The 23062-nt window shown below is 49.0% G+C and carries 17 protein-coding genes; 7 read left to right on the top strand and 10 right to left on the bottom strand.

Annotation, left to right across the window (positions count from 1 at the left end; genetic code table 11):
• Positions 1-73: 73 nt before the first annotated feature.
• On the bottom strand, positions 74-997 hold the full coding sequence (locus GBC03_17545) for an IS5 family transposase (protein QFS71879.1): 924 nt from the start codon (positions 995-997) through the stop codon (positions 74-76).
• Between the two features lie 83 nt (positions 998-1080).
• Between GBC03_17545 and pcoS the strand changes: the two genes are divergently transcribed.
• Both pcoS and GBC03_17535 read left to right on the top strand, forming a co-directional pair.
• Complete coding sequence (gene pcoS, locus GBC03_17540; GenBank protein ID QFS71878.1) at positions 1081-2427, top strand: copper resistance membrane spanning protein PcoS; 1347 nt, start codon at positions 1081-1083, stop codon at positions 2425-2427.
• A 217-nt stretch (positions 2428-2644) separates the two neighbouring features.
• On the top strand, positions 2645-3079 hold the full coding sequence (locus GBC03_17535) for a copper-binding protein (GenBank protein ID QFS71877.1): 435 nt from the start codon (positions 2645-2647) through the stop codon (positions 3077-3079).
• Between the two features lie 257 nt (positions 3080-3336).
• Here the strand turns inward: GBC03_17535 and rcnA are convergent, their stop codons facing one another.
• Entirely contained in the window at positions 3337-4452 is a 1116-nt protein-coding gene (gene rcnA / locus GBC03_17530; GenBank protein QFS71876.1) for a nickel/cobalt efflux transporter RcnA, read from the bottom strand.
• Positions 4453-4574: 122 nt separating this feature from the next.
• Between rcnA and rcnR the strand changes: the two genes are divergently transcribed.
• On the top strand, positions 4575-4847 hold the full coding sequence (gene rcnR / locus GBC03_17525; GenBank protein ID QFS71875.1) for a Ni(II)/Co(II)-binding transcriptional repressor RcnR: 273 nt from the start codon (positions 4575-4577) through the stop codon (positions 4845-4847).
• Between the two features lie 452 nt (positions 4848-5299).
• Here rcnR and GBC03_17520 read toward each other — a convergent pair.
• Positions 5300-6447 (bottom strand): IS3 family transposase gene (locus GBC03_17520; protein ID QFS71874.1). Its coding sequence is split into 2 segments (ribosomal slippage): positions 5300-6210 and positions 6210-6447, totalling 1149 coding nucleotides; the frame shifts between segments, so codons are not numbered across the junction.
• A gap of 747 nt (positions 6448-7194) precedes the next feature.
• Between GBC03_17520 and GBC03_17515 the strand changes: the two genes are divergently transcribed.
• Positions 7195-10407: an autotransporter outer membrane beta-barrel domain-containing protein gene (locus tag GBC03_17515; GenBank protein ID QFS71873.1), complete on the top strand. Its 3213-nt coding sequence runs from the start codon at positions 7195-7197 to the stop codon at positions 10405-10407.
• Positions 10408-10701: 294 nt separating this feature from the next.
• Here GBC03_17515 and GBC03_17510 read toward each other — a convergent pair whose 3' ends face one another.
• The 6 genes from GBC03_17510 to GBC03_17485 form a co-directional block, all read right to left on the bottom strand.
• Positions 10702-10932, bottom strand: a complete 231-nt coding sequence (locus GBC03_17510; protein QFS71872.1) for a hypothetical protein — start codon at positions 10930-10932, stop codon at positions 10702-10704.
• A gap of 36 nt (positions 10933-10968) precedes the next feature.
• Positions 10969-11256 carry a hypothetical protein gene (locus tag GBC03_17505; protein ID QFS71871.1) on the bottom strand — a complete coding sequence of 96 codons (288 nt, stop codon included), beginning with the start codon at positions 11254-11256 and terminating at the stop codon, positions 10969-10971.
• Between the two features lie 37 nt (positions 11257-11293).
• Entirely contained in the window at positions 11294-11548 is a 255-nt protein-coding gene (locus tag GBC03_17500; GenBank protein ID QFS71870.1) for a hypothetical protein, read from the bottom strand.
• A 45-nt stretch (positions 11549-11593) separates the two neighbouring features.
• The gene (locus tag GBC03_17495; GenBank protein QFS74048.1) at positions 11594-11827 is read right to left on the bottom strand and encodes a hypothetical protein; all 234 of its coding nucleotides are present in this window, start codon (positions 11825-11827) and stop codon (positions 11594-11596) included.
• A gap of 221 nt (positions 11828-12048) precedes the next feature.
• Positions 12049-12945 carry a hypothetical protein gene (locus GBC03_17490; protein QFS71869.1) on the bottom strand — a complete coding sequence of 299 codons (897 nt, stop codon included), beginning with the start codon at positions 12943-12945 and terminating at the stop codon, positions 12049-12051.
• Between the two features lie 2 nt (positions 12946-12947).
• Positions 12948-13463, bottom strand: a complete 516-nt coding sequence (locus tag GBC03_17485) for a nuclease (GenBank protein ID QFS74047.1) — start codon at positions 13461-13463, stop codon at positions 12948-12950.
• Positions 13464-13677: 214 nt separating this feature from the next.
• Between GBC03_17485 and dcm the strand changes: the two genes are divergently transcribed.
• From dcm to GBC03_17470, 3 genes are all read left to right on the top strand, one after another.
• Positions 13678-15105 (top strand): DNA (cytosine-5-)-methyltransferase, encoded by a 1428-nt coding sequence (gene dcm / locus GBC03_17480; protein QFS71868.1) that lies wholly within the window; start codon positions 13678-13680, stop codon positions 15103-15105.
• A gap of 112 nt (positions 15106-15217) precedes the next feature.
• Positions 15218-16365 (top strand): IS3 family transposase gene (locus tag GBC03_17475; protein QFS71867.1). Its coding sequence is split into 2 segments (ribosomal slippage): positions 15218-15455 and positions 15455-16365, totalling 1149 coding nucleotides; the frame shifts between segments, so codons are not numbered across the junction.
• Between the two features lie 55 nt (positions 16366-16420).
• On the top strand, positions 16421-17749 hold the full coding sequence (locus GBC03_17470; protein QFS71866.1) for a family 10 glycosylhydrolase: 1329 nt from the start codon (positions 16421-16423) through the stop codon (positions 17747-17749).
• Positions 17750-17794: 45 nt separating this feature from the next.
• Here GBC03_17470 and GBC03_17465 read toward each other — a convergent pair whose 3' ends face one another.
• On the bottom strand, positions 17795-23062 hold the full coding sequence (locus GBC03_17465; GenBank protein ID QFS71865.1) for a hypothetical protein: 5268 nt from the start codon (positions 23060-23062) through the stop codon (positions 17795-17797).

Here is a 23062-nt window from a genome sequence, read left to right as displayed (position 1 = left end):
TAGGTTAACCTTAACGAGGCTTTGTTGAATAAATCAGATTTCGGGTAAGTCTCCCCCGTAGCGGGTTGTGTTTTCAGGCAATACGCACGCTTTCAGGCATACCTGCTTTCGTCATTTTGTTCAGCGCTCGTACCAGGGCCATAGCCTCCGCAACCTGACCATCGTAGTCACGCAGCGTCAGTGAACCCCCGAACAGCTGTTTTACCCGGTACATCGCCGTTTCCGCTATCGAGCGACGGTTGTAATCTGTTGTCCATTTCCACCGCGCATTACTCCCGGTCATTCGCTGATTAGCCACTGCACGGTTACGGTCTGCATATTCACCGGGCCAGTAACCCGCACCTTTTCGGGGAGGGATAAGCGCGCTGATTTTCTTATGCCGCAGTTCATCGTGACATAGCCGGGTATCGTAAGCGCCATCGGCGGCGGCTGACCTGATTTTCCGGTGGGTTTGCCGGATTAACCCGGGGAAGGCCTCTGAGTCCGTAACGTTGTTCAGCGACAGGTCAGCGCAGATGATTTCATGTGTTTTACTGTCAACGGCGAGATGCAGCTTACGCCAGATACGGCGGCGTTCCTGGCCATGCTTTTTGACTTTCCACTCGCCTTCACCGAAGACCTTCAGCCCGGTGGAATCAATTACCAGGTGTGCGATTTCACCCCGGGTGGGCGTTTTGAAACTGACATTAACCGACTTTGCCCGCCTGCTGACACAGCTGTAATCCGGGCAGCGTAGCGGAACGTTCATCAGAGAAAAAATGGAATCAATAAAGCCCTGCGCAGCGCGCAGGGTCAGCCTGAATACGCGTTTAATGACCAGCACAGTCGTGATGGCAAGGTCAGAATAGCGCTGAGGTCTGCCTCGTGAAGAAGGCGCTGCCGACTCATACCAGGCCTGAATAGCTTCATCATCCAGCCAGAAAGTTATGGAGCCACGGTTGATGAGGGCTTTATTGTAGGTGGGCCAGTTGGTGATTTTGAACTTTTGCTTTGCCACGGAACGGTCTGCGTTGTCGGGAAGATGCGTGATCTGATCCTTCAACTCAGCAAAAGTTCGATTTATTCAACAAAGCCGCGGTGATGCTTACGGTATGGTGGTTATCAAGTTTTATCCTGATTAGCACCCTTAATGGCTATTTCGATAATCAGGACCGCGATTTTCTGACAGGTAAACTTCAGCTCACCGAAGAGTTTCTTAAAACAGAGACGTTCCGGAACAAAACGGATATTAAGTCATTATCAGAAAAAATAAACGATGCGATGGTAGGGCACAATGGTTTATTCATTTCTATAAAAAACATGGAAAATGAAAAAATTGTTGAACTCTATGCCAAAAATTCTGTTGTTCCAGCGGTCCTGCTTAATAAGTCGGGTGATATTCTCGACTATATGATCCAGACGGAAGAAAATAACACCGTGTACCGCAGTATCTCGCGGCGGGTTGCCGTGACGCCGGAACAGGGTAAAAGCAAACATGTCATCATTACGGTTGCCACGGATACTGGGTATCACACCCTGTTTATGGATAAGCTCAGTACCTGGCTGTTCTGGTTCAATATCGGTCTGGTCTTTATTTCTGTTTTTCTGGGCTGGCTGACCACACGTATTGGTCTGAAACCGCTACGGGAAATGACCAGTCTGGCTTCCTCCATGACCGTACACAGCCTGGATCAGCGTCTTAATCCCGATTTGGCTCCGCCGGAAATTTCTGAGACCATGCAGGAGTTCAATAACATGTTCGATCGCCTGGAGGGGTCATTCCGGAAACTGTCAGATTTCTCGTCTGACATCGCGCATGAGCTGCGCACACCGGTCAGTAATCTGATGATGCAGACGCAGTTTGCACTGGCTAAGGAAAGGGATGTTTCGCATTACCGCGAAATCTTATTCGCTTACCTGGAAGAACTGAAAAGGTTGTCACGAATGACCAGTGATATGCTTTTTCTGGCACGTTCAGAGCATGGTCTGCTGCAGCTGGATAAACATGATGTGGATCTGGCCGCCGAACTGAATGAATTACGTGAGCTGTTCGAGCCTCTGGCAGACGAAACAGGAAAGACAATCACCGTTGAAGGAGAGGGCGTTGTTGCCGGAGACAGCGATATGCTGCGACGTGCTTTCAGTAACCTGCTTTCCAATGCAATCAAGTATTCTCCCGATAACACCTGTACAGCGATACACCTTGAGCGTGACAGTGACTGTGTGAACGTGATGATTACGAATACGATGTCCGGCCAGGTTCCCGCTAATCTGGAACGTTTGTTTGATCGGTTCTATCGAGCTGATTCATCAAGGGTCCACAACACGGAAGGCGCGGGGCTGGGATTATCAATTACAAGGTCGATCATTCATGCTCATGGCGGCGAGCTGTCAGCAGAACAGCAGGGGCGGGAAATTGTGTTCAGTGTGCGCCTGTTAATGGATTAATCCCGTTCTTCAGGAGAAACCTGGAAGGTGACAAAATTGTCATCATTCAGTCACGCGATAAACAGAGGCGGTTTTTTATAATCATACATAAATCAGGAGCAGAGTGATAACGCAATCGCCTGGTTCCTGGAGTGATGAATAACCCGCCCTGAGATCAAATGCTTTCTCTGTTATAAGCCGTTGATTGTTTGGGTATGAAAACACCGGAGACCCAACCATGAAAAAGATCCTTGTATCATTTGTTGCCATTATGGCTGTCGCTTCATCCGCCATGGCTGCAGAGACAATGAACATGCATGACCAGGTAAATAATGCCCAGGCACCCGCCCATCAGATGCAGTCAACCTCTGAAAAAAGCGCTGTTCAGGGAGACAGTATGACAATGATGGATATGAGCGGACACGATCAGGCTGCAATGTCCCATGAAATGATGCAAAACGGCAACGCTTCTGCCCACCAGGACATGGCGGAGATGCATAAAAAAATGATGAAAGGCAAACCAGGGGCCACCAACGAATCAGCAACGTCATTTTCAGAAATGAACGAGCATGAAAAAGCCGCTGTTGTGCACGAGAAGGCGAATAATGGTCAGTCTTCCGTTATTCATCAGCAGCAGGCTGAAAAGCATCGCAGCCAGATCACCCAGAATTAACCCGCAGCTCCACTTGTTAGACCCTCATTTGACGCCGAAGTCACTGGCTTACGCTCCCGTCCGGGAGCGTTTTTTTTATTCTTTCATTTATCATTGAGTCTTATGGGAATGGATTTAATCAGTTACTTAATCCCTGCCTCAGCAACAAGTCCCGGAAAGAGCAGCTTTATATTCCGGGTTTTTCTGCTCATAACCTCAACGGTGGCGCTTAGGATGTACTTTGTAAGTACCCAGAGTGTGTGTCATCAGTACCGGTGTTAATGCACCAGCCCATTCCAGCCATGTATACCCATGTAAATCCCAACAGCAGCAATCAGGGCGCTTGAAATATAGGGGGCTCTTCTGGCGATGGTATTGAAGCCACTCCAGCGTTTGGCGACCTGACGAACGCTGATCGCCGCACCCACTCCAACCGTTACGAGGGTCAATGCCAGGCCGATACTGAAACAAACAACCAGTGTGGCACCCAGCGTAAGCGCTTTAAGCTGAAGGCAGATCAACAATACAGTTATAGCTGCCGGGCAAGGGATAAGCCCTCCTGTCAGTCCAAATATCAGGATTTGCCCGTTGGTTACTTCTTTCCCGTCGAAGCGGCGTTTTATGTCATTGGCATGAGCCAGTTCGTGAGCGTCCTGATACTCTTTCGAATTCACATCCAGCCCATCAAGCTCAGAGTGGTCATGGTCATGGTCGTGTTCAGCGAACGCCACATCATAGTCATGGACATGACCACGATGTCCCAGAGACAGACGTACGTTGAAACTGTGAGGCTCAGGGATGGGAGATGTTGACTCCAGATAATCACCATGATCAACAAATTCAAAAGTCTGAGAGATCGTACTGTTTTCCCGAAGTGTGGTTAATGAGATATCTTCAGAAGCCCATCTTTGGCCACTAAGAGTGCGTAGCCGCCAGTGGGGAAGTTGTCCTTCTTCAAAAATGGACAGTTCAACTTTTCCATGGCCAGTATCGATCAACCTTGTTTCGTCATGGTGATGATGTTCATTCTCCTGCATTCCCTCCAGCCAGTTTTTCTCACCGCTCCAGGTTCGCCAGAACATCCAAAAAGCCGTACCAAGGATGATCACTGAAGAGACCATCTGTAGCCAGGGTTCGGCTGATTCTGCGGTAAATTTATTACTGATATACATCCCTCCAAAAGCAATCAGCCATACGACTGCAGTGTGCGACAATGTTGCCGCGACACCCAGCATCACGGCCTGACGTACGGTGCCTTTTATAGCAATGATGAATGCTGCCATCATTGTTTTGGAGTGCCCGGGCTCCAGTCCATGAAGCGCGCCAAGCAGAATGGCGCTGGGGATGAAAAACCATGCGTTGCCTTGCTGAAGAAGTGTCGTAAATTCGTTCATGAGAATCATTCTTGGTTATTAAGTGTAGGCCGGATTCTACTCCCCCCCAGTAAAATATACTACCCCCCAGTAGAATAACGCTGGTATAGTTACATAAAATATCCAGGAGAGTGAGAGCCCACATGTCACATACCATCCGCGATAAACAAAAACTGAAAGCACGTACAAGCAAGATCCAGGGGCAGGTTGCTGCGCTGAAAAAAATGCTTGATGAACCTCACGAATGTGCCGCTGTACTGCAACAAATAGCCGCCATACGTGGTGCCGTGAATGGTTTATTGCGTGAAGTGATTAAAGGACATTTGACTGAACATATTGTTCATGAAAGTGAAGAACAGAAACGAGAAGAAGACCTGGACGTTGTGCTGAAGGTTCTGGATTCTTACATCAAGTGACAGTTTGGCTAAAAGCCCTGAGCATTAATTTATCTAAATAACACGTTATCAAGTGACGGTTTTGGGCTGTTTGTAGCGGCATAGTGAGTTTGTTTAATCAATGAGCTTTAAGATGCCCCCCTTCATGCAAGGCAACGCGTACATTTCTGGTACATCTACTTCCCTTACTTTGCTCAGGGCAACCCACATTGTTAAAGCCTCTACTCGCTGACCATCAAAATCACCCAACGTCAGATAATGGAAAAAAATTTTGGATGACATTTTGAAACGTGTCCTCTGCTGTGAACGTCGAGAGATGCTACGCGAGAAAGGAGATGACCTACTTAGTATCCTGTTAAGTAGGTCTATCTGAAGAAGTAGACAACTTTAAAGTCTTTTTCATGTTAAAGGAGACAACTTTAATGTCTGTGTACAGGTCCTACCTTTGCTCAAATTGAATCGCCACGGATAATCTAGACACTTCCGAGCCGTTGATAATACTGGTTTTCATATTCTGTCGGTGACATCTGATCGCTAGAACCATGCCGACGCTTACTGTTATAAAACATTTCGATGTAATCAAAAATATCGCTGCGGGCTTCTTCCCGCGTTCCGTAGATCTTTTTCTTTATCCGTTCGCGTTTCAACAACTGGAAAAAGCTTTCTGCAACCGCATTATCATGGCAGTTACCGCGACGGCTCATGCTGCCCTCCAGGCCGTGTGATTTCAGGAACGACTGCCACTCATGGCTTGTGTACTGACTGCCCTGATCCGAATGAACCAGCACCTGTTTTTGGGGATTACGCCGCCATACAGCCATCAGCAGTGCGTTCAGGACAATGTCCTTTGTCATCCGGGATTGCATGGACCAGCCGATAATTTTGCGTGAGAACAGATCAACAACCACGGCAAGATACAGCCAGCCTTCGTGGGTCCTGATGTAGGTTATGTCCGTTACCCAACGCTCATCCGGAGCATCCGGATTGAACTGTCGCTGGAGCCTGTTGGGCGACACGATACTGGCCTCGCCTTTACGTGCCCGCGGGCTCCGGTATCCGACCTGAGCCTTTATCCCGACACGTTTCATCAGTCGCCAGACTCTGTTCACTCCGCACTGTTGCCCGCTGTCCCGCAGATCCAAATGGATTTTGCGATAACCATAGACGCATCCCGATTCCAGCCAGAACTGTTTAATCTGTCCTGTCAGTCTCAGGTCTGCCTGATGGCGTTGTGAATGCGGCTGCTGAAGCCAGGCGTAAAAACCACTGGGATGAACATCCAGCACCCGACAGAGCAGGCGAACAGGCCAGCAACAGGTGTTGTCACGGATAAAGGCGTACCTCAGTCGGACAGCTTTGCGAAGTACGCCGCGGCTTTTTTTAATATGTCCCGTTCGTCGGTAACCCGCTTCAGCTCTTTCTGAAGACGGCGGATCTCGGCCTGAGCATCTGACTGTTCTTTATTAGTGGAAGAATCCGGACCGTACTTCTTTATCCAGGCGTAAAGGCTGTGGGTGGTGATATCGAGACGTGTTGCAACGCTGGCAACAGAATAACCGCGATCAACAACCTGTTTGACTGCTTCAATTTTAAACTCTTCGGGATAACGCTTACCGCTCATGGGCACCTCTCTTTAAGCCATCTTAAATGACTCTGAGGTGTCTGTTAAACCCGTGGCGATTCATTATTTTGTTCCTAATCGACGTTAAGTCAAGCTGGCGAAGGGGTAAGGCGTGCAATTTTGCCGGGTCTCAACCAGACTGGGGCCCGGTATCGCCTTCAGCGTTGAATCGCGAGCTATACCGCACGCCATGTTGGCGAAAAACAAAGAAAATATCTGACTAGACCCTCAGCGGCACATTGCCAGCCCGATATAGCAATGGGTCTGATATTGAGAGTTAATTAAATGTAATTTTTTACGGAGGATAAATCGACTTTTGGTCATTATTTGGCTATTTTTCATATAGTAGAATTTATATTGAAAATCGACCAGGTGTTGCGAGGGTGTAATTTGAATTATGAAAATGAATTATTAATCAATTTAGTAGGAAAAAACACATGCAACACTTTAAGATTATTCTCGTGAAAATTCGGAAAAATCAATATAAATAATGACGATCGAATTAATTTCAACAATACAGCATATCTTTATTTATTTGATTTTATTGGGGTTTTGTCGTGATTGCTGGATTATGAAATAACTTTTATTTTTAAATATTCCAAACGCAAACTATTGACTGCGGTATTGATATTCATTAAGCTAAAAAATAATCTTATGATTAGATAATGGTATTGTGAATTCTATAGTAAATAGTATTCAAATTCATAAATCAGGAATGAATTATAATGGATAAGGATATCAATTCAAATGACCTTGCTATCTGCGTTTTACCGCCATAAAAGGCATTTTCAGATCACGGCGATTGCACTGGCCATCAGTGGCGCCCTGGTATCGTCACAAGTTCATGCCGTTGTTACCACCTATGTCAGGGCTTCGGATGGACAGGAGGTGACATTAACGCCTAATGAACAGTACATAATGAATGATACCGCCGCGTTACTCGCTTCAAATGCGGGGACGATTAGCGGGGAGGGGGTTTCTCTCACTGTCAATTACGTCACTGGTGGCCTGGCCGTTATTAGTGCACAATCCGGAGGAAAGGTAGTTCTTACGGGAGCAACGATAAATTATTTAAAAAATCAGCCCAGTTATAGCATTGACCGCACGCAGGCTATTCAGGTAACGGGCCAGAATTCACTTGTCGATATTTCTGACTCCAGAATAGAGAGTTTTAATTACATTGCAAAAGTGCTGGCTGGGGCGACAGCCCGCTTCCATAACACGGTGATGATCGCGCATATGCATGGATTGAATGCGAAGGATATTGGTTCAAGCATTCATGTCACTGATTCTGATATCACGTTCCTTGGTCAGTCGACCGGTTTAAATGCACGAAATGGCGCACTACTCACTGCCCGGAATACGTATATTCATGGGGATGTCAGTTATGGCTCGTCGTTATCCTGGGATTCAAATTTCCCGGTGCAAAACCAGACGCAGGCGACTAAAGGTATTTATGATAATGTCACAATCGAGACGCAGCGAAATGAAAATGTAGGTTATGCGATCTGGCAAATCGGGCGTTCTCAGTTTTTGATGAACGACTCACATATTATTACGCATGGTAACAATACCAGTGCCGTATTTGCCGATAAAAGTCAGGAAATATCGGAAGTTCGCAATACAAAAATGGAGACGCTGGGTAATAATGCTATCGCTGTAGGCATGAGAAATGGTAGCCAGATTCTGCTTGCGGACAACAGTGAAATTATTACCTCTGGTGATAACAGCTACGCCCTGTATGCGCATCATAACAATAGCGACAACGTTGCTCCCACCACAATTACGGCATCGGATACCGCCATTACACTTTATGGTACAGGGAGTTACGGCGTCAGCACTGAATCTGCAGGGTCACAGGTTTACCTCGATAATGTTCAACTGACGACTCACGGAGTGACATCAACAGGACTCATAGCGAAAACGGCAGGGAGTATTTTACATGCGAACCGTCTTAACGCGCAAATTCATGGAGCGACGTCTGTTGGGGTACGGATACAAAACGGGGCTGATGTTCAACTGAATAATAGCCTGTTGAAGATGACCGGTAACGGCAGCCATGGTATTGTTTTTAACACCGCCAGCACGAGTGATGCTAATAGTTTACAGGTAACCGGTAGCCATATTGAAACCAATGATGGCTATGCCATCCAGAATGAAAGCGGCTCGTTAGCCCTGAACCTGAATGACTCCATGATTATTGGTCGTTCGGGAGGCGAAATCGATGTTGCCATCAACGTCAAAGATTTAAGTTCATCAAGGCGATCGGGCGCAGTGGATATCACGGCGGATAATTCGCATATTTTCGGCGATATTATTTCGCAGTCAATGAATGCCAACAGATCTTTAGACGTGACGTTAAACCATGCCTCCACATTCACCGGTCGGACACCCGATGTTGATACAATGACCCTGAATGATACCAGCCAATGGAATATGACTGACAGCTCGACAGTTGCAACGCTTTCAAATAACGGTTCGGTCGTGTTTTCGTCCCCAGGCAACAGCGGCGCATTTAAAACATTGACGGTGAATGGCAATTATAGCGGCGGTGGTAACGTCACCATTAATACGACGTTAGGTGATGACGATTCTGAGACGGATAAACTGGTGGTGCAGGGGAATACGTCGGGGACAACCGGTCTGTTTGTTAATAACCATAATGGCGGCGGCGCTCAAACGACTGATGGTATTGAGATTATTACTGTCGCTGGAGAATCTGAGGGTATTTTCACTCTCCGAAATCGCGTCGTTGCCGGCGCTTATGAATATCACGCTGCTAAAACGGGTAAAAACTGGTATTTAACCAGTTCTGTCTATGAAGAACCGGAAGAACCTGTAACCCCCACTGACCCGGAAACGCCAGTCACTTCGCCAGATCCAGCGACTCCCGCCACACCGTCAGATCCAGCGGCTCCCGCTACACCGTCAGAACCGGCAATTCCAGAAAGTCCGAATCAACCCGCAGAGGAGAGTGGCGGTGGGGGCGTTAAGGTAATACGTCCAGAAGCAGGGGCCTATGTCGCAAACCTTGCGCAGGCAAATACCATGTTCGTTTCCCGTTTACACGACAGGCTCGGTGAAACACAGTACACCGACTTTTTAACCGGTGAGAAAAAAGTGACCAGCATGTGGTTGCGTCAGGACGGCGGGCACACTCGCAGTAAAACTCAGTCTGGCCAGCTAAAAACGCAGAGCAATCGTTACGTGGTGCAAATCGGCGGGGATATCGCGCAATGGAGCCATAGTGGCCTGGATCGTTTTCATTTAGGTGTCATGGCGGGTTATGGTTATGCACAGGGCAATACGAATGCTAAATACAGTGCGTATAAGGCCAAAAACAGAGTAGATGGCTATTCGCTGGGAATGTATGGTACCTGGTATGCCAACCAGCAGGATAAATCCGGATTCTATGTCGACAGCTGGGTCCAGCATGCCTGGTTTACTAACTCCGTACAGGGCGATGGATTATCCAAAGAGAAATATGATTCGCAAGGATGGTTAGCGTCGGTTGAAGCTGGATACAGTTTTAATCTGAGCCAGCACGATAACGTCAGTTACTGGATTCAACCAAAAGCTCAGGTGGTCTGGATGGGTGTCCATGCAGATAAACACGATGAAACGAATGGAACAAAAGTGACTGGCAATAGCGGGAATTTGTCGACGCGTTTAGGTTTGCGCGCTTATCGCCAGGAGCAACGTGAAACAGATGCAGGAACCACGCGAGCACTGCAACCGTTTGTTGAGGTTAACTGGCTGCACAATACTAAAAACGTCGGCGTGACAATGAATGATGTCTCTGATTATCAGGCTGGTGCACGCAACATCGGAGAAGCTAAAGTCGGTATTGAAGGCAACATTAACAAAAAAATGAGCGTATGGGGTAGTGTGGCCCAGCAAATCGGTGACCACGGATACCGTGATTCGCAGGCGTCTATTGGCATCAAATACAGTTTCTGATCCATTTGCCTGAAGGGACGTTGCGTCTGACCGGAGCAAGCCGGAAGGAAAAGGGAGTAATCGTTATTTCGGGACTGCAGTCACCAGAAAGGAGGATCCGGTGACTGCAATGCCTTATCGGGACCGGTTCAGCAAAGGGTAGCAAGGTAGTAAGCGATACAGGATTCATTTTGCCAGATTCAATTTAACATAATCTATGTTATATGTACTTATAAATCAATGACATAAGGTTTAAAGTCGTATGATCTACGCACTAGGCCATGGCTTGTAATGAGTGAAAAAAGGTTCAAGATTTTAGAGAAATGCTCCCAAGATCAACATGGCGGCATAAGTTTTCCAGCTTGACCAATCAATCGTGGAACCAAGCAACAGATAGAATGCCAGGCCTACCAGCCCCAGCTTTACTACTATCCCAATTAATATGGTAAAGATAGACTCATCGCGTTCGCCTTTAAGTAATTTACAACGCGTAATTAGATCGTCTTTTTTCATGTAGAATCCCTTAGAGTTATTAAAGTCCTGCATTAGAAGTTGTTACCTGCCGAAGTTACCTCGTATGAGTTAACTGTGGCTCCAAACATACAAAATATAAGCTGTGCCAATTGAAAGGATTAGAAAAGCACAGTTACTAATAAAATCTACTAATGCTTGTAGCTTCTTTAGTCTCACTATTGCTGGACCGTGTTCAGTAGAGGTACTACTCAGCCCTTTTGTTCTGGCACTCTCTGCTTTTCTGAAAAAATTGTAATGCAATCCTGACCGCAAGCAAAACCATGCCAAACCAGTCGTTATTACGATATTTATGTAGAAAGCATATTGAATCATTTGTTCAGTTTCGAAGCTTTCCATTGAAAACCCTTTGTTGAAATGTTGAATAAAATTATTTTTAGTAAATGTAAGCAATAAATAGAACGAATATTAATAGTGAAAGATGCAATGCCAACATCTGCTTATGATGCCTTATGAGGATTTCTTCCTTCGCATTCATTAAATCGTACATCTCATCAATATTTTTATTGCTGGTATATTCGAGACGTTCATCACGAAGTAATTTGAACTTTACCAATACGACAAGTGATTTAATAATAAAGCTCGTAAGCATAACAGTTATAGACAAAAATAAAAAATAGGCCAAATTCATATATCACTCCATGGAGATTAATAGAAAAATTTATAATAAGTAATCTCATAGAGCATTACTTGAATCTTCTTCCCATACTAAGGACTCACCGAGAAATTTAGTTAAAGATGATTTGGCATACTGTGGTTCGGAAAAAAAACGTGGGAACCAGCCGTCAAAGCTTTGGGTACCATTGTGACGATTTTCAGGCGAGACTGATAAGCGGTACCCGTCTCCGTAAGGTGAAATGCTAAATGTGTATCCATCATCTGTCTTTGAGATCAGCGTTTTGCTTGTCATATGACTAATAGATACCGTTAACTCCTTTGGTGTTTGTATCACCGAAAGAAGAAACAATGCGCTTATGGCTGCAAAAATCCAGCAATATAATGATGCATCCATAAAACCAGCTACAACACTCGATCCCAAAAAAAACCAAAATAAACTTATTAAGATTACTGAGTTTTCATTCATGTCTGTTCCTTGTTATTACTAATTATATTATGCTTTATAGTTGACCGTCAGACTACCCACGGGTTTTGACGAACAAAGTCACGCACTCCATTTATACATGCTTTTGAGATGACTTCAAAATAAGGATGGTTTGATGGAATCATATTCCCGGTATTATCAAGAAGCATAATAGTCCCTAAAGACCGAACCAGTTGATATTCATTGAGCTTACGCTTTAGCAAAGTTTGCAATCTATAAATTGTCTCACCGGAACTGTTACCTTCGATACCTACAACAGAGACCGTACAGTTCACTTCCTGATTATCAGATTGATAATCGAACCAGTAATTTTCGTTGTAATTTCCTTTTTGCGCATGCTCAATTTTGCCAGGCCATTTTACCCATAAAGAAGAGTTGTTTTTAGATCGTAAGATCTGCTTCAGCGTTTCCAATGGATTTTTTTCATCAACCTCAGACCAGGCCGAAATAAATTCTTTCTGCATTGCCTCAGGGTCTATAACGGCAATGAAATCAAATTCCTCTTTATTGATAGAGTTGGCTCGATCTTTGAGATAAAACAGACCGAGTTTATATCCCTTTTCACTTTTCCAGTTTGCTCCCACAGGCTGATAGTCTGTATTTATAAACGGTTTGAAAGTGTGAGTGTCGGGAGAAAAAATTACTGAGGGTGCCAGCACCCGGCCTCGGTGTCGTATTGGATTTACATATATTTTTTCCCCGTCACATAACATTTCAATAATTGCTTTTGTCACAACTACTGAAATAGAAGGTCTACATGTATTTTGATTTATTTCCCCGAGGTGCGCCAAACTTCCATCCTCACTCTTCAACACCTTTGTAAGGCAAGTCGGGCAATACTGTTGATCTCTATAATAAACAGGCATGGTTAGACGACCGGAATCGTTTAGTACCAACTGAAGTAACGGATGAGGCTCTTTCATCATAGTTATTTCTTCTCTTTCACCTTTCTGGGCTTTTCGTTTGCCTGTCTCCACTGCCATGGTGGGACAGGGTTGGTGTCTGCCCATAACCCTTTTGCCTCCTTTTGTGCTGCGGATTCATATTTGATATAGCCAGGGACAATGGCGTTATCTTCGAACCGATAAACCCACGCATATCCACTGTCCACCATAGAGGCATTGATATCATATCCATCTAACCAGATGGTACCTAACATACGGCCATAGATATCCGTACCATGGTCTATCACGGTAACGATTTTAGTTGCTATAGCTGTGGTTAAGGCCTGTTTTGCTTTTTGGCCAAAAGCCTGTTTAGATTCAGGAGCGTCTATACCATACATCCGTATTTTGATGGTTGTGTTTTGAGCATCCAACGCAGTTATGGTGTCACCGTCAACAATCTTAACCACCTTTGCCTCAAAAGTTGTTGAGTTCCCCCAGGACGCCACTGGGAATACAACAATCATGATGGGCAAAAGTAACTTTGTTAAAAAAAACATCATTTCACCTTGATTTGTTGAGTACAGACATGTATCCACAAGCCTATTTACAGGCAGTATTTTAACAAGTCATTATTTCATGGGCGGGCTTAAAACCAATCTTTTTGCAACTTAAAGGCAGAATAATCACAATAAATTTAGAACCTGAACCAAAAAATAATCCAAATTAAGCGTGTTAATCTATCTCAAAGATATTATTCCTGAGAGAGTTTGGATGAAACGTTACACTCATGATCTTGAGACAGACCTGAATGATGTGGATAAAACACCATCTCTGATCCACAAAACTTTGTTAACAGCTTCGACCATTTATGACCTGAAATATCTGGCTCAGGTATTAAATGATGAAAATGGCAGTAATTGGTCCCGTGCATCCCTTAAACGTCAGGTTACATGCATACCTGAGCATTGTGAGCTGAGTATCGCAGATGGACGCTATCTACAGACTTTAATACCTTCACGACCTGCTGATTATGAGGACAGGCACTTTAGCTTTATCGATCTGTTTGCAGGGATAGGTGGACTGCGAAGCGGATTTGATGCCATCGGTGGTAAATGTCTTTTCACGAGCGAATGGAATACTTATTCCAGCCGTACTTACCGGGCGAACTGGTATTGCGATGAGAACGAGCACCGCTTCAATTCAGACATCCGTGACATCACTCTTAGCAACCGGCCCGAGGTTACTGATGACGAGGCATACAAATTTATCGATGCCTCTATCCCGGATCATGATGTTCTTCTTGCGGGATTTCCATGCCAGCCATTCAGCATCGCCGGTGTCAGTAAAAAGAACTCTATGGGTCGCAAACACGGTTTCGAGTGCGACACTCAGGGTACGCTCTTCTTTGATGTGGCCAGGATCATCCGGGCAAAACAACCTGCAATTTTTGTTCTGGAAAACGTAAAAAATCTGAAGAGTCACGATAAGGGTAATACCTTTAACATCATCATGAAAACGCTCGATGAGCTTGGCTACGACGTCGCAAACAGCGAAAGCACGGGCGCGGATGATCCTAAAGTCATCGATGGCCGTCATTTCCGACCCCAGCACCGTGAACGTATCGTCCTTATTGGTTTTCGCCGCGACCTACGTCTGAAAGACGGTTTTACTCTGAGAGACATTAAAGACTTTTATCCGGACAAGCGCCCTTCTCTCTCAGATTTACTGGATCCGAGCGTAGATAGTAAATACATCCTCTCCCCTAAACTCTGGGAGTACTTATACAACTATGCAAAGAAACATGCGGCAAAAGGCAATGGTTTTGGTTTTGGACTAGTAGATCCTTCCAATGTTAATAGTGTCACCAGAACCCTCTCAAGCCGCTATATGAAAGACGGATCTGAAATTCTTATTGATCGGGGCTGGTCTCATGAACTGGGAGAAACTGATTTCCATAACACATACAACATGGACCGTCGGCCACGCATGCTAACGCCACGTGAATGCAGCAGGCTAATGGGCTTCGATAAACCCGGGGAAAGTGTTTTCCGTATCCCTGTGTCCAATACACAGGCTTACAGACAGTTTGGGAACTCCGTGGTCGTTGATGTCTTTGCGGCCGTCGCCAAACTGCTGAAGTCACGAATTGAATTTGCAGCCTCCCAGCGCTTGCGGCAGTTTTACGACGAAGTCAGCTGACCTGAGCTCCTTCATCAATTTAAATGCTTAAGATTGTTGTAATAATGTCTGAATCGCCACGGGTTTAACAGACACCTCAGAGTCATTTAAGATGGCTTAAAGAGAGGTGCCCATGAGCGGTAAGCGTTATCCCGAAGAGTTTAAAATTGAAGCAGTCAAACAGGTTGTTGATCGCGGTTATTCTGTTGCCAGCGTTGCAACACGTCTCGATATCACCACCCACAGCCTTTACGCCTGGATAAAGAAGTACGGTCCGGATTCTTCCACTAATAAAGAACAGTCAGATGCTCAGGCCGAGATCCGCCGTCTTCAGAAAGAGCTGAAGCGGGTTACCGACGAACGGGACATATTAAAAAAAGCCGCGGCGTACTTCGCAAAGCTGTCCGACTGAGGTACGCCTTTATCCGTGACAACACCTGTTGCTGGCCTGTTCGCCTGCTCTGTCGGGTGCTGGATGTTCATCCCAGTGGTTTTTACGCCTGGCTTCAGCAGCCGCATTCACAACGCCATCAGGCAGACCTGAGACTGACAGGACAGATTAAACAGTTCTGGCTGGAATCGGGATGCGTCTATGGTTATCGCAAAATCCATTTGGATCTGCGGGACAGCGGGCAACAGTGCGGAGTGAACAGAGTCTGGCGACTGATGAAACGTGTCGGGATAAAGGCTCAGGTCGGATACCGGAGCCCGCGGGCACGTAAAGGCGAGGCCAGTATCGTGTCGCCCAACAGGCTCCAGCGACAGTTCAATCCGGATGCTCCGGATGAGCGTTGGGTAACGGACATAACCTACATCAGGACCCACGAAGGCTGGCTGTATCTTGCCGTGGTTGTTGATCTGTTCTCACGCAAAATTATCGGCTGGTCCATGCAATCCCGGATGACAAAGGACATTGTCCTGAACGCACTGCTGATGGCTGTATGGCGGCGTAATCCCCAAAAACAGGTGCTGGTTCATTCGGATCAGGGCAGTCAGTACACAAGCCATGAGTGGCAGTCGTTCCTGAAATCACACGGCCTGGAGGGCAGCATGAGCCGTCGCGGTAACTGCCATGATAATGCGGTTGCAGAAAGCTTTTTCCAGTTGTTGAAACGCGAACGGATAAAGAAAAAGATCTACGGAACGCGGGAAGAAGCCCGCAGCGATATTTTTGATTACATCGAAATGTTTTATAACAGTAAGCGTCGGCATGGTTCTAGCGATCAGATGTCACCGACAGAATATGAAAACCAGTATTATCAACGGCTCGGAAGTGTCTAGATTATCCGTGGCGATTCATAATTTCTCTTTTGTGTTAACCGGATGACTGGCCTATATGGATATCTGTTCTCGTGGCGTTTTCTCTCTGTTTCGCGTTAAAAAAATCAGTGCCCTGGTGGTGGCAGCGTTCTTCCTGGCGAGCTGTTCATCAAAACCCCCGGTTTCACTGGTAACGCCGCCGAAATCTACGCCGACATCGCCGTCTAAAGCGCAGAAACTGAATGAGCCGGTTCGCGGCGTGTGGCTGGCGACGGTTTCCCGGCTGGACTGGCCGCCGGTGGCGTCTGTTAATGTCAGTAGCGCCGCTACGCGCATTGCAATGCAGAAAAAGGCGTTAACGGATAAACTCGATAACTTACAGTCACTGGGTATTAATACCGTTTTCTTTCAGGTTAAACCCGACGGCACCGCCCTTTGGCCGTCATCCATTTTACCGTGGTCGGATATGCTCACCGGGAAGATTGGTGAGAATCCAGGCTACGATCCGCTCCAGTTCATGCTCGATGAAGCCCACAAGCGCGGCATGCGCGTTCATGCCTGGTTCAACCCTTATCGCGTCTCCACCAATGTGAAATCGTCAACGGTGAATGCGCTAAACCGCACCGTGTCGCTTCAGCCCGCCAGCGTGTTTGTCCTCCATCGTGACTGGATCCGTACCGCTGGCGATCGCTATGTTCTCGACCCGGGGATCCCGGAAGCCCGTGACTGGATAACCAGTATCGTGGCTGAAGTGGTGAAACGGTATCCGGTGGATGGCGTCCAGTTTGATGATTATTTCTATGCCGAGTCCCCCGGTTCAGCGCTGAACGACAGTCTGACCTTCCAGCGTTACGGCCAGGGATTCAGCTCAAAAGCTGACTGGCGTCGCCATAATACGCAACAGTTAATTGAGCAGGTTTCCCGTACTATACGACAAATCAATCCGGACGTGGAGTTTGGCGTCAGTCCGGCTGGCGTCTGGCGTAACCGTTCGCATGACCCCGCCGGATCCGATACCCGTGGCGCGGCAGCTTATGATGAGTCGTATGCGGACACACGGCTTTGGGTGAAACAGGGCCTGCTGGATTACATCGCGCCACAAATTTACTGGCCCTTCTCCCGCGATGCAGCGCGCTATGACGTGCTGGCAAAATGGTGGGCGGACGTCGTGAAGCCGACAAAAACGCGGCTGTATATCGGTGTTGCGCTGTACAAGGTCGGCGAGCCCTCACGCAATGAACCGGACTGGACGGTCAACGGCGGCGTCCCGGAACTGAAGAAACAACTCGATTTGAATGAATCGATGCCACAAATCAGCGGCACGATTTTGTTCAGAGAAAACAATCTCAACCAACCGCAGGCCCAGCAGGTCGTCAATTATCTGAGAAACCGCTGGTCTAAGTGACACTGTAACGTAAAGAGAGACGCCGTTCTCTCTTTACGTCGTCATTTACGCGTTCCAGTTCCAGCCCCAGCGCTCACTTCGGGGCTGGCCTTTGTCATCATACGTCTGTACATCCCCTTTCTTCTGCGACCAGTCTGTGAACGTTGCGATAAGTCGCCCTCCACTGCCAACCAGCGCCAGCCGATCGCCCTCCAGCACGGTACAGAGCCCTCCCGGCAGGTCATCGGCCCAACTAAGCGCATTGAACACATCGGTTCCTTTTTCCTTTGTTACCTGACAGCGCCATCCCCGGTCTTCATCAACATTCAGATCAATGGACCTCTCTTTCCCCTCTTTTCGCTTAAGCGTTACGTTGGGCTTCGGCCAGTGCCCATCATGCACAGGTAGCGGCGCGGTGGTAATGGGGCCAATGATTTCAGGCAGCCAGCGAACCTTCGCTTCTTCTCCTGAGCCGTCCGCGTTCCTGACGGGAAACAACTGCGCTTGCAGCGTTGTCCAGTCCGCTGGCAGGCAGTCGGTATAGTGAAATTTATAGATATAACCGATTGAGCCATCAGGTAATTTATTCTTTATTGGCGAATCCGCCATGTAAGAATGAAAGCGCAATTGCGGATAGCGCGTCGTAGCCGTTATGTCATCGCGCTGCGGATAATAAACGCCTGTCAGCCTCCCCAGTTGCTGATTGGCTAGCGGTGTTGCCACGTCATTGACGGGTTCAAACACCAACAACAGGTGAAAGGTACCGCCCCCCGGTCTGACACGGGGCGGTTCTTCCCCAGGAGCCGTTTTCTTAATCGGTTCCAGAGGTTCAATCAGTAAATCGCGGGAGATATTTTCACTGGCTTGTACCACGCTACTGCGGGTCAGCGTGATGGCGTGTTCTTTGTTTGACTGCGCGAGATCGTACTTATCCTCAATCGCCATCCGCAAAGACTCCCGGGCAATGGCCAGATGCCGGTACGGCATGCCAATAAAGGTCAACCAGTGCGATTCACCATAGTCGCTGAGCAACAGGCGGCGGGCCTTGCAACCTTCCGCGTTTTTCAGCGCAATGGGCAACACCGACTTTATTGGCAATCCAGTCGTCGCCTCTGTCGTTTCCCACGGCGAATAACGTTTGACGGTGGCCCATTGATCGCTCCCAAAGGCCATGACCTGATCAAGCACCTGCACTCCCCAGAGCATTGCCGCCGTCCCGTCCCACTGGCCTTTGTGCCAACTGCACAACAGACGGCGTGACGCGTTCGCGTCGCCATTTTTCTCGATACGTTTTCCCTCTGCAAAATGCAGGGAGAGGAGAAAATCAGTTCCCGGCGGGATCTCGATGACGAAATCAAACGGAACGCGATCGTCGCCTTCTTCCCGGCGCCCGAGTAACCAACTCTGCTTATCCTCGCTGAGGGGAAATTGATCGCTCAACGTCCACTTCTCGTGTGGGTCAAGCATCCGACGGATACGGATCTTCGCCATTATCCAGTAGGCAAAAACATCGTGTCCCGTCGGGCGGACGATGATGGCCGTCTGCACCACTTTGGCATTGCTGTCGGTATCGTAAGTCAGGCCAAAGGGACGCTCGACCTCGATTCCCCAGTTCATCTCGCGCTCAGGCACGACCGGCTCGCCCAATTGGGTGAACCAGCTACTCCCAGGCAGAAAAAGCGTGACCTTCTTCGCATCATCCACGCGCTGCCCTGGCCCTGCGTGGAAGATGGGATTGGGGCCAATTTCATTCACCGTGGCATAGCGCGTGGCTTCGAGGTCAACGTCGAAGGTTTCCCCGACGCCGCTGTACTGCGTCAGCGCCGCCGTTCGACAGAGCGCGTCGTTCAGGCAAATCAGCGCCCCGTTTGCACTGGTACGGATCTCCGCTGGCTTTTCCTTCTCGAGCGCCATGACCGTGCGGACCAGCGGGATCGTGGTATGGACCGTCGGCGGGGCCAGCCGCAGTGAGGGATCGTGCCAGTTGATACGTGCGGGCACGACGGTGCCTTTAGCGACAATCGTGTTCTCAAGATCCTGAACCGCACTGGTTTTCAGCCAACGGCGATAACGCAGGATCGGGCGCATGACGCAGGCGAAAAAACGCGCACCGTGATAGCCGGGCATTCGCAGTCGACAGAGGAGCGCCGGTTCGGCAAGTGAGCCAAAGCGCCAGTCTGCGGGTGTTGCCGCACGGCTGGTTTGCAGAATATGGTTCTGCGTTTCGCGTAAAGACGAGGTGCCAGCAAACGCTTCGGACCACTGCTCCAGTTGAGTGTTGTCACCCAACCGCTTGGGCAGCGCCAGCGGGTAGCCCGTCCAGTGCCATTCGTGTCGCTGAATCAGAAACCCCTTCAGCCCGTTCGCGTCGAACCCCTTCTCCGTTGCCAGATAGGCGACGGTATCTGACTCTTGCGGCACAAAACGGAGCGCCTGCTGAATCTCTTTTAGCGCCCTGCCCGCACCGTCGAACAGCGTTATTGTGTCAGGTAAACACTCAAACAGGTGCACAACGGGTGAAAACCCCCGGTGTGACGCCTCGCTCCAGGTCGGGTGTGTCTTGTCGTTATTATCAGTGGCAAAGTCTGCCATCCGGATATCTGGCCCTGGGATAAAGAATGTCGTTGGCACCAGAGACCAGAGGGTCACGGTGGCAATCGTTCCCGGTTTCAGGATGAGCGTTATCGTGCCAGTATCCGTACCCTTTGGCGGCAGGACGCGTGATGCGCTTCCGGCCTCAACGCGCAGTGTGGCTGGCGTTAAAAAACCTCGTTCTGTGAGGTATGTTGGCGTGACGAGGTAATCGACTTGCGGACCATCATCAAATTTCACTCTCACCCCGATAGACTTAACGGCGGGATGGCGAGGAAGATCGACCACATCCTCAGGCAGGTTTTTGCCTGTTTTACGCAGTTTCTTGAGTAGTGTGGCACGCTGGGCTCTGAGCGTTGCACTCTTCCCGAGGTCGGGTTTGAGCAATTCCAGGCAGATGTCGGCTTCCATCCACTTTGTCAGTACCTGTTCCGTGGCATCGGGCGGGGTCAACGTCAGCGTGGCCGCCGTGAGCGCGCTGCTGTTCCAGTTGTTTTTTCCGTCGCAAATGACAACAACACGGGGGCGCCTGCCGTCTGCCACTTTCGGGTGTTCACCGGCCTGCGCCCGATCCGCCGCTAAGCCTTGCTGATCCCAGGCGCGGGATTCCCCTTCCATCAGCCAGGGATCGACGGCCTTCTCTGTGGACTGCACGGTGACGGCACCTGGTGCTACCCGGCACAAATAAAGATAGCCCTCACCGGGTAAGAAATTCAGTTGGCTGGCCGCTTTGAGCGCACAGGGATTGTCACCGCTGCGAAAGTTCTCCTGCAGAATCTGCCCGCCATTGCCGATTGCCGTTCCGGTTACCCAATAGCGGAACCCATAGGCTAGCGGAGGGAGTCGCCAGGGAGAGGTATAGATATCCGAGTTTTCCTGTGGGTCTTTGGGCCAGCCGAAATCGAGACAGTCGACGCCGTCTTTGAGGCTCACCGCACCGCTCAACGGCGCGCCCGAATAGGCAAACGCCACCACTTTGCGACCGTTCTGCACGGTCGCCCCCACGGTGTCGTGAAAGCGCTGTGTGGGCCCTTTCCGCTCTGTGTCCGGCAGCCACGCCCCCTGCACTTTCAGCGCCGTGTCCGTCAGCCACGCGCAGCCTAATTTGGGGACGATACTTTCCTTCCCCATGGCCATGGCGACGGCATAACCGCGAATGTCCCGATCGTCATAGGCCCCGTCCGGCGGGCAGATTTCAACCGCCAGATCGCGCTCCTCGCCCAGACTGATAACCTTTTGCGCGCCGGGTAACTGCATTTGCTGCTGTAGCGTCTGAAGTACTTCACTGATACTGGCATTCTGCGTGTCCGGCGTTGGGCACTCCACCAGCAACGCCAGCATTTCCTGATAGCTGTCACTCAGAACGGTGGCCTGAGTTGAAACATCTCCGGCAATCCAGGACTCGATGCCGGCGTGCAGTGCTTGTGTTGCCGCTGGCGCTTTTATAGACAGATGGAAAAACCACCAGCGCGCCTGTAGTTCGGCCATGCCGGGGTCTGAGTAATGCAACGATATCAGTTGATACCACTCGATAAAGTTGAGTGTTGGGTTGTTAGCATCTGGCTGATGAAAATTCACCGCCACTGCCGCCAGCCATGAGGTCATCATTATCCGTCGGCCATCGGCGGTACTGAGCATCATCCCCACGTTTAGCGCAAAGCCCGTAATGGTCTTACTGCTATCGTTGACAAGGGGTTGCAATAACCGATGTTCACCCGTCCCGGGGTTATTAATCGCCTGCCTGAGTGTTTCCCAGACCAGGGTGTTAGCGTCCCAGGTCTCGATCGAAATCGCCACCGGGTTGCTGCCCTGAAGGCGATCCCAGAACCAGAAATGCCGAATCGACTTATCGCGTATTTCAGTACACAGATACCCAGGACCTAATGCGCGGTTCAGCAGTTGATGTTGTTCAATGCCTGGTTGCCATTCGCCATTGCCTGTTTTGGCATTGGCCGCTTCGGCATTGAGTACGTGAGCCAACATGGGCAACGGTGCCAGAACGGCATCGGCCAGCCAGGCGCGCATCCCCATTTCCGCTCGTTCGGCGCTCTTCAGTGTCGGCGTTAGCGTCACGCTGTCGGCGGGTTTGATCTTTTTCATCACGACAGCAAAGGCGGGCAAACCCGAGTAAGGCTTATCTTCTTTCTCCGCCTTTGCCTCGTAGCCGATCGTCACTATCTCGCCCTTTGTGTCGGCACTCACAGGGCTAAAGACGATGTTCTGCCCCTTATGAGTCATCGTGAATTCCGGAGCACAGGCAACAGGGAGTGTTGCATCGTCAAGGGTAAAGCTGCGGGTCATGCCCAGCATATCCAGACTCACGCCAGCAGGTAACAGCGTCAGGGGGGCAAACAGGTGAGGCAGACTGATTTCACCAGGGCTGGCCTGGGCCTGCGCCATAGCGGTGGAAAACGGCAGTTTGCAACGGCTGCACTTTTGCCCGATTTCGTCCGCCATTTTTTCCTGCAGATTCTGCGGATCGGTCAGCACATTGGTCGGGACCGGCGTGGCGAGGTGAAATTGTTTATCGGTAACTATCGCCCAGCCGGTAATGCGCATTTGCCAGGGCCAGAGCAGCGAACCGACGGTGTCAATCACCGTCTGTCCGTCTATGGACGGGACACCAACGGGAAGTTCTCCCGTCGGCATCACCCAGTTAACTGAGATTCGCCGTTTCGTATCCCCATCCACCAGCCCTTCATCATTGCCATGCATCATCCAGCTAAACGTTGTTAATGACAT

This window comes from Citrobacter telavivensis (assembly GCA_009363175.1).
Lineage (GTDB): Bacteria > Pseudomonadota > Gammaproteobacteria > Enterobacterales > Enterobacteriaceae > Citrobacter_A > Citrobacter_A telavivensis.
Note: the sequence above shows the minus strand (reverse complement) of the source record. Positions and strands in the feature narration are given on the sequence as shown.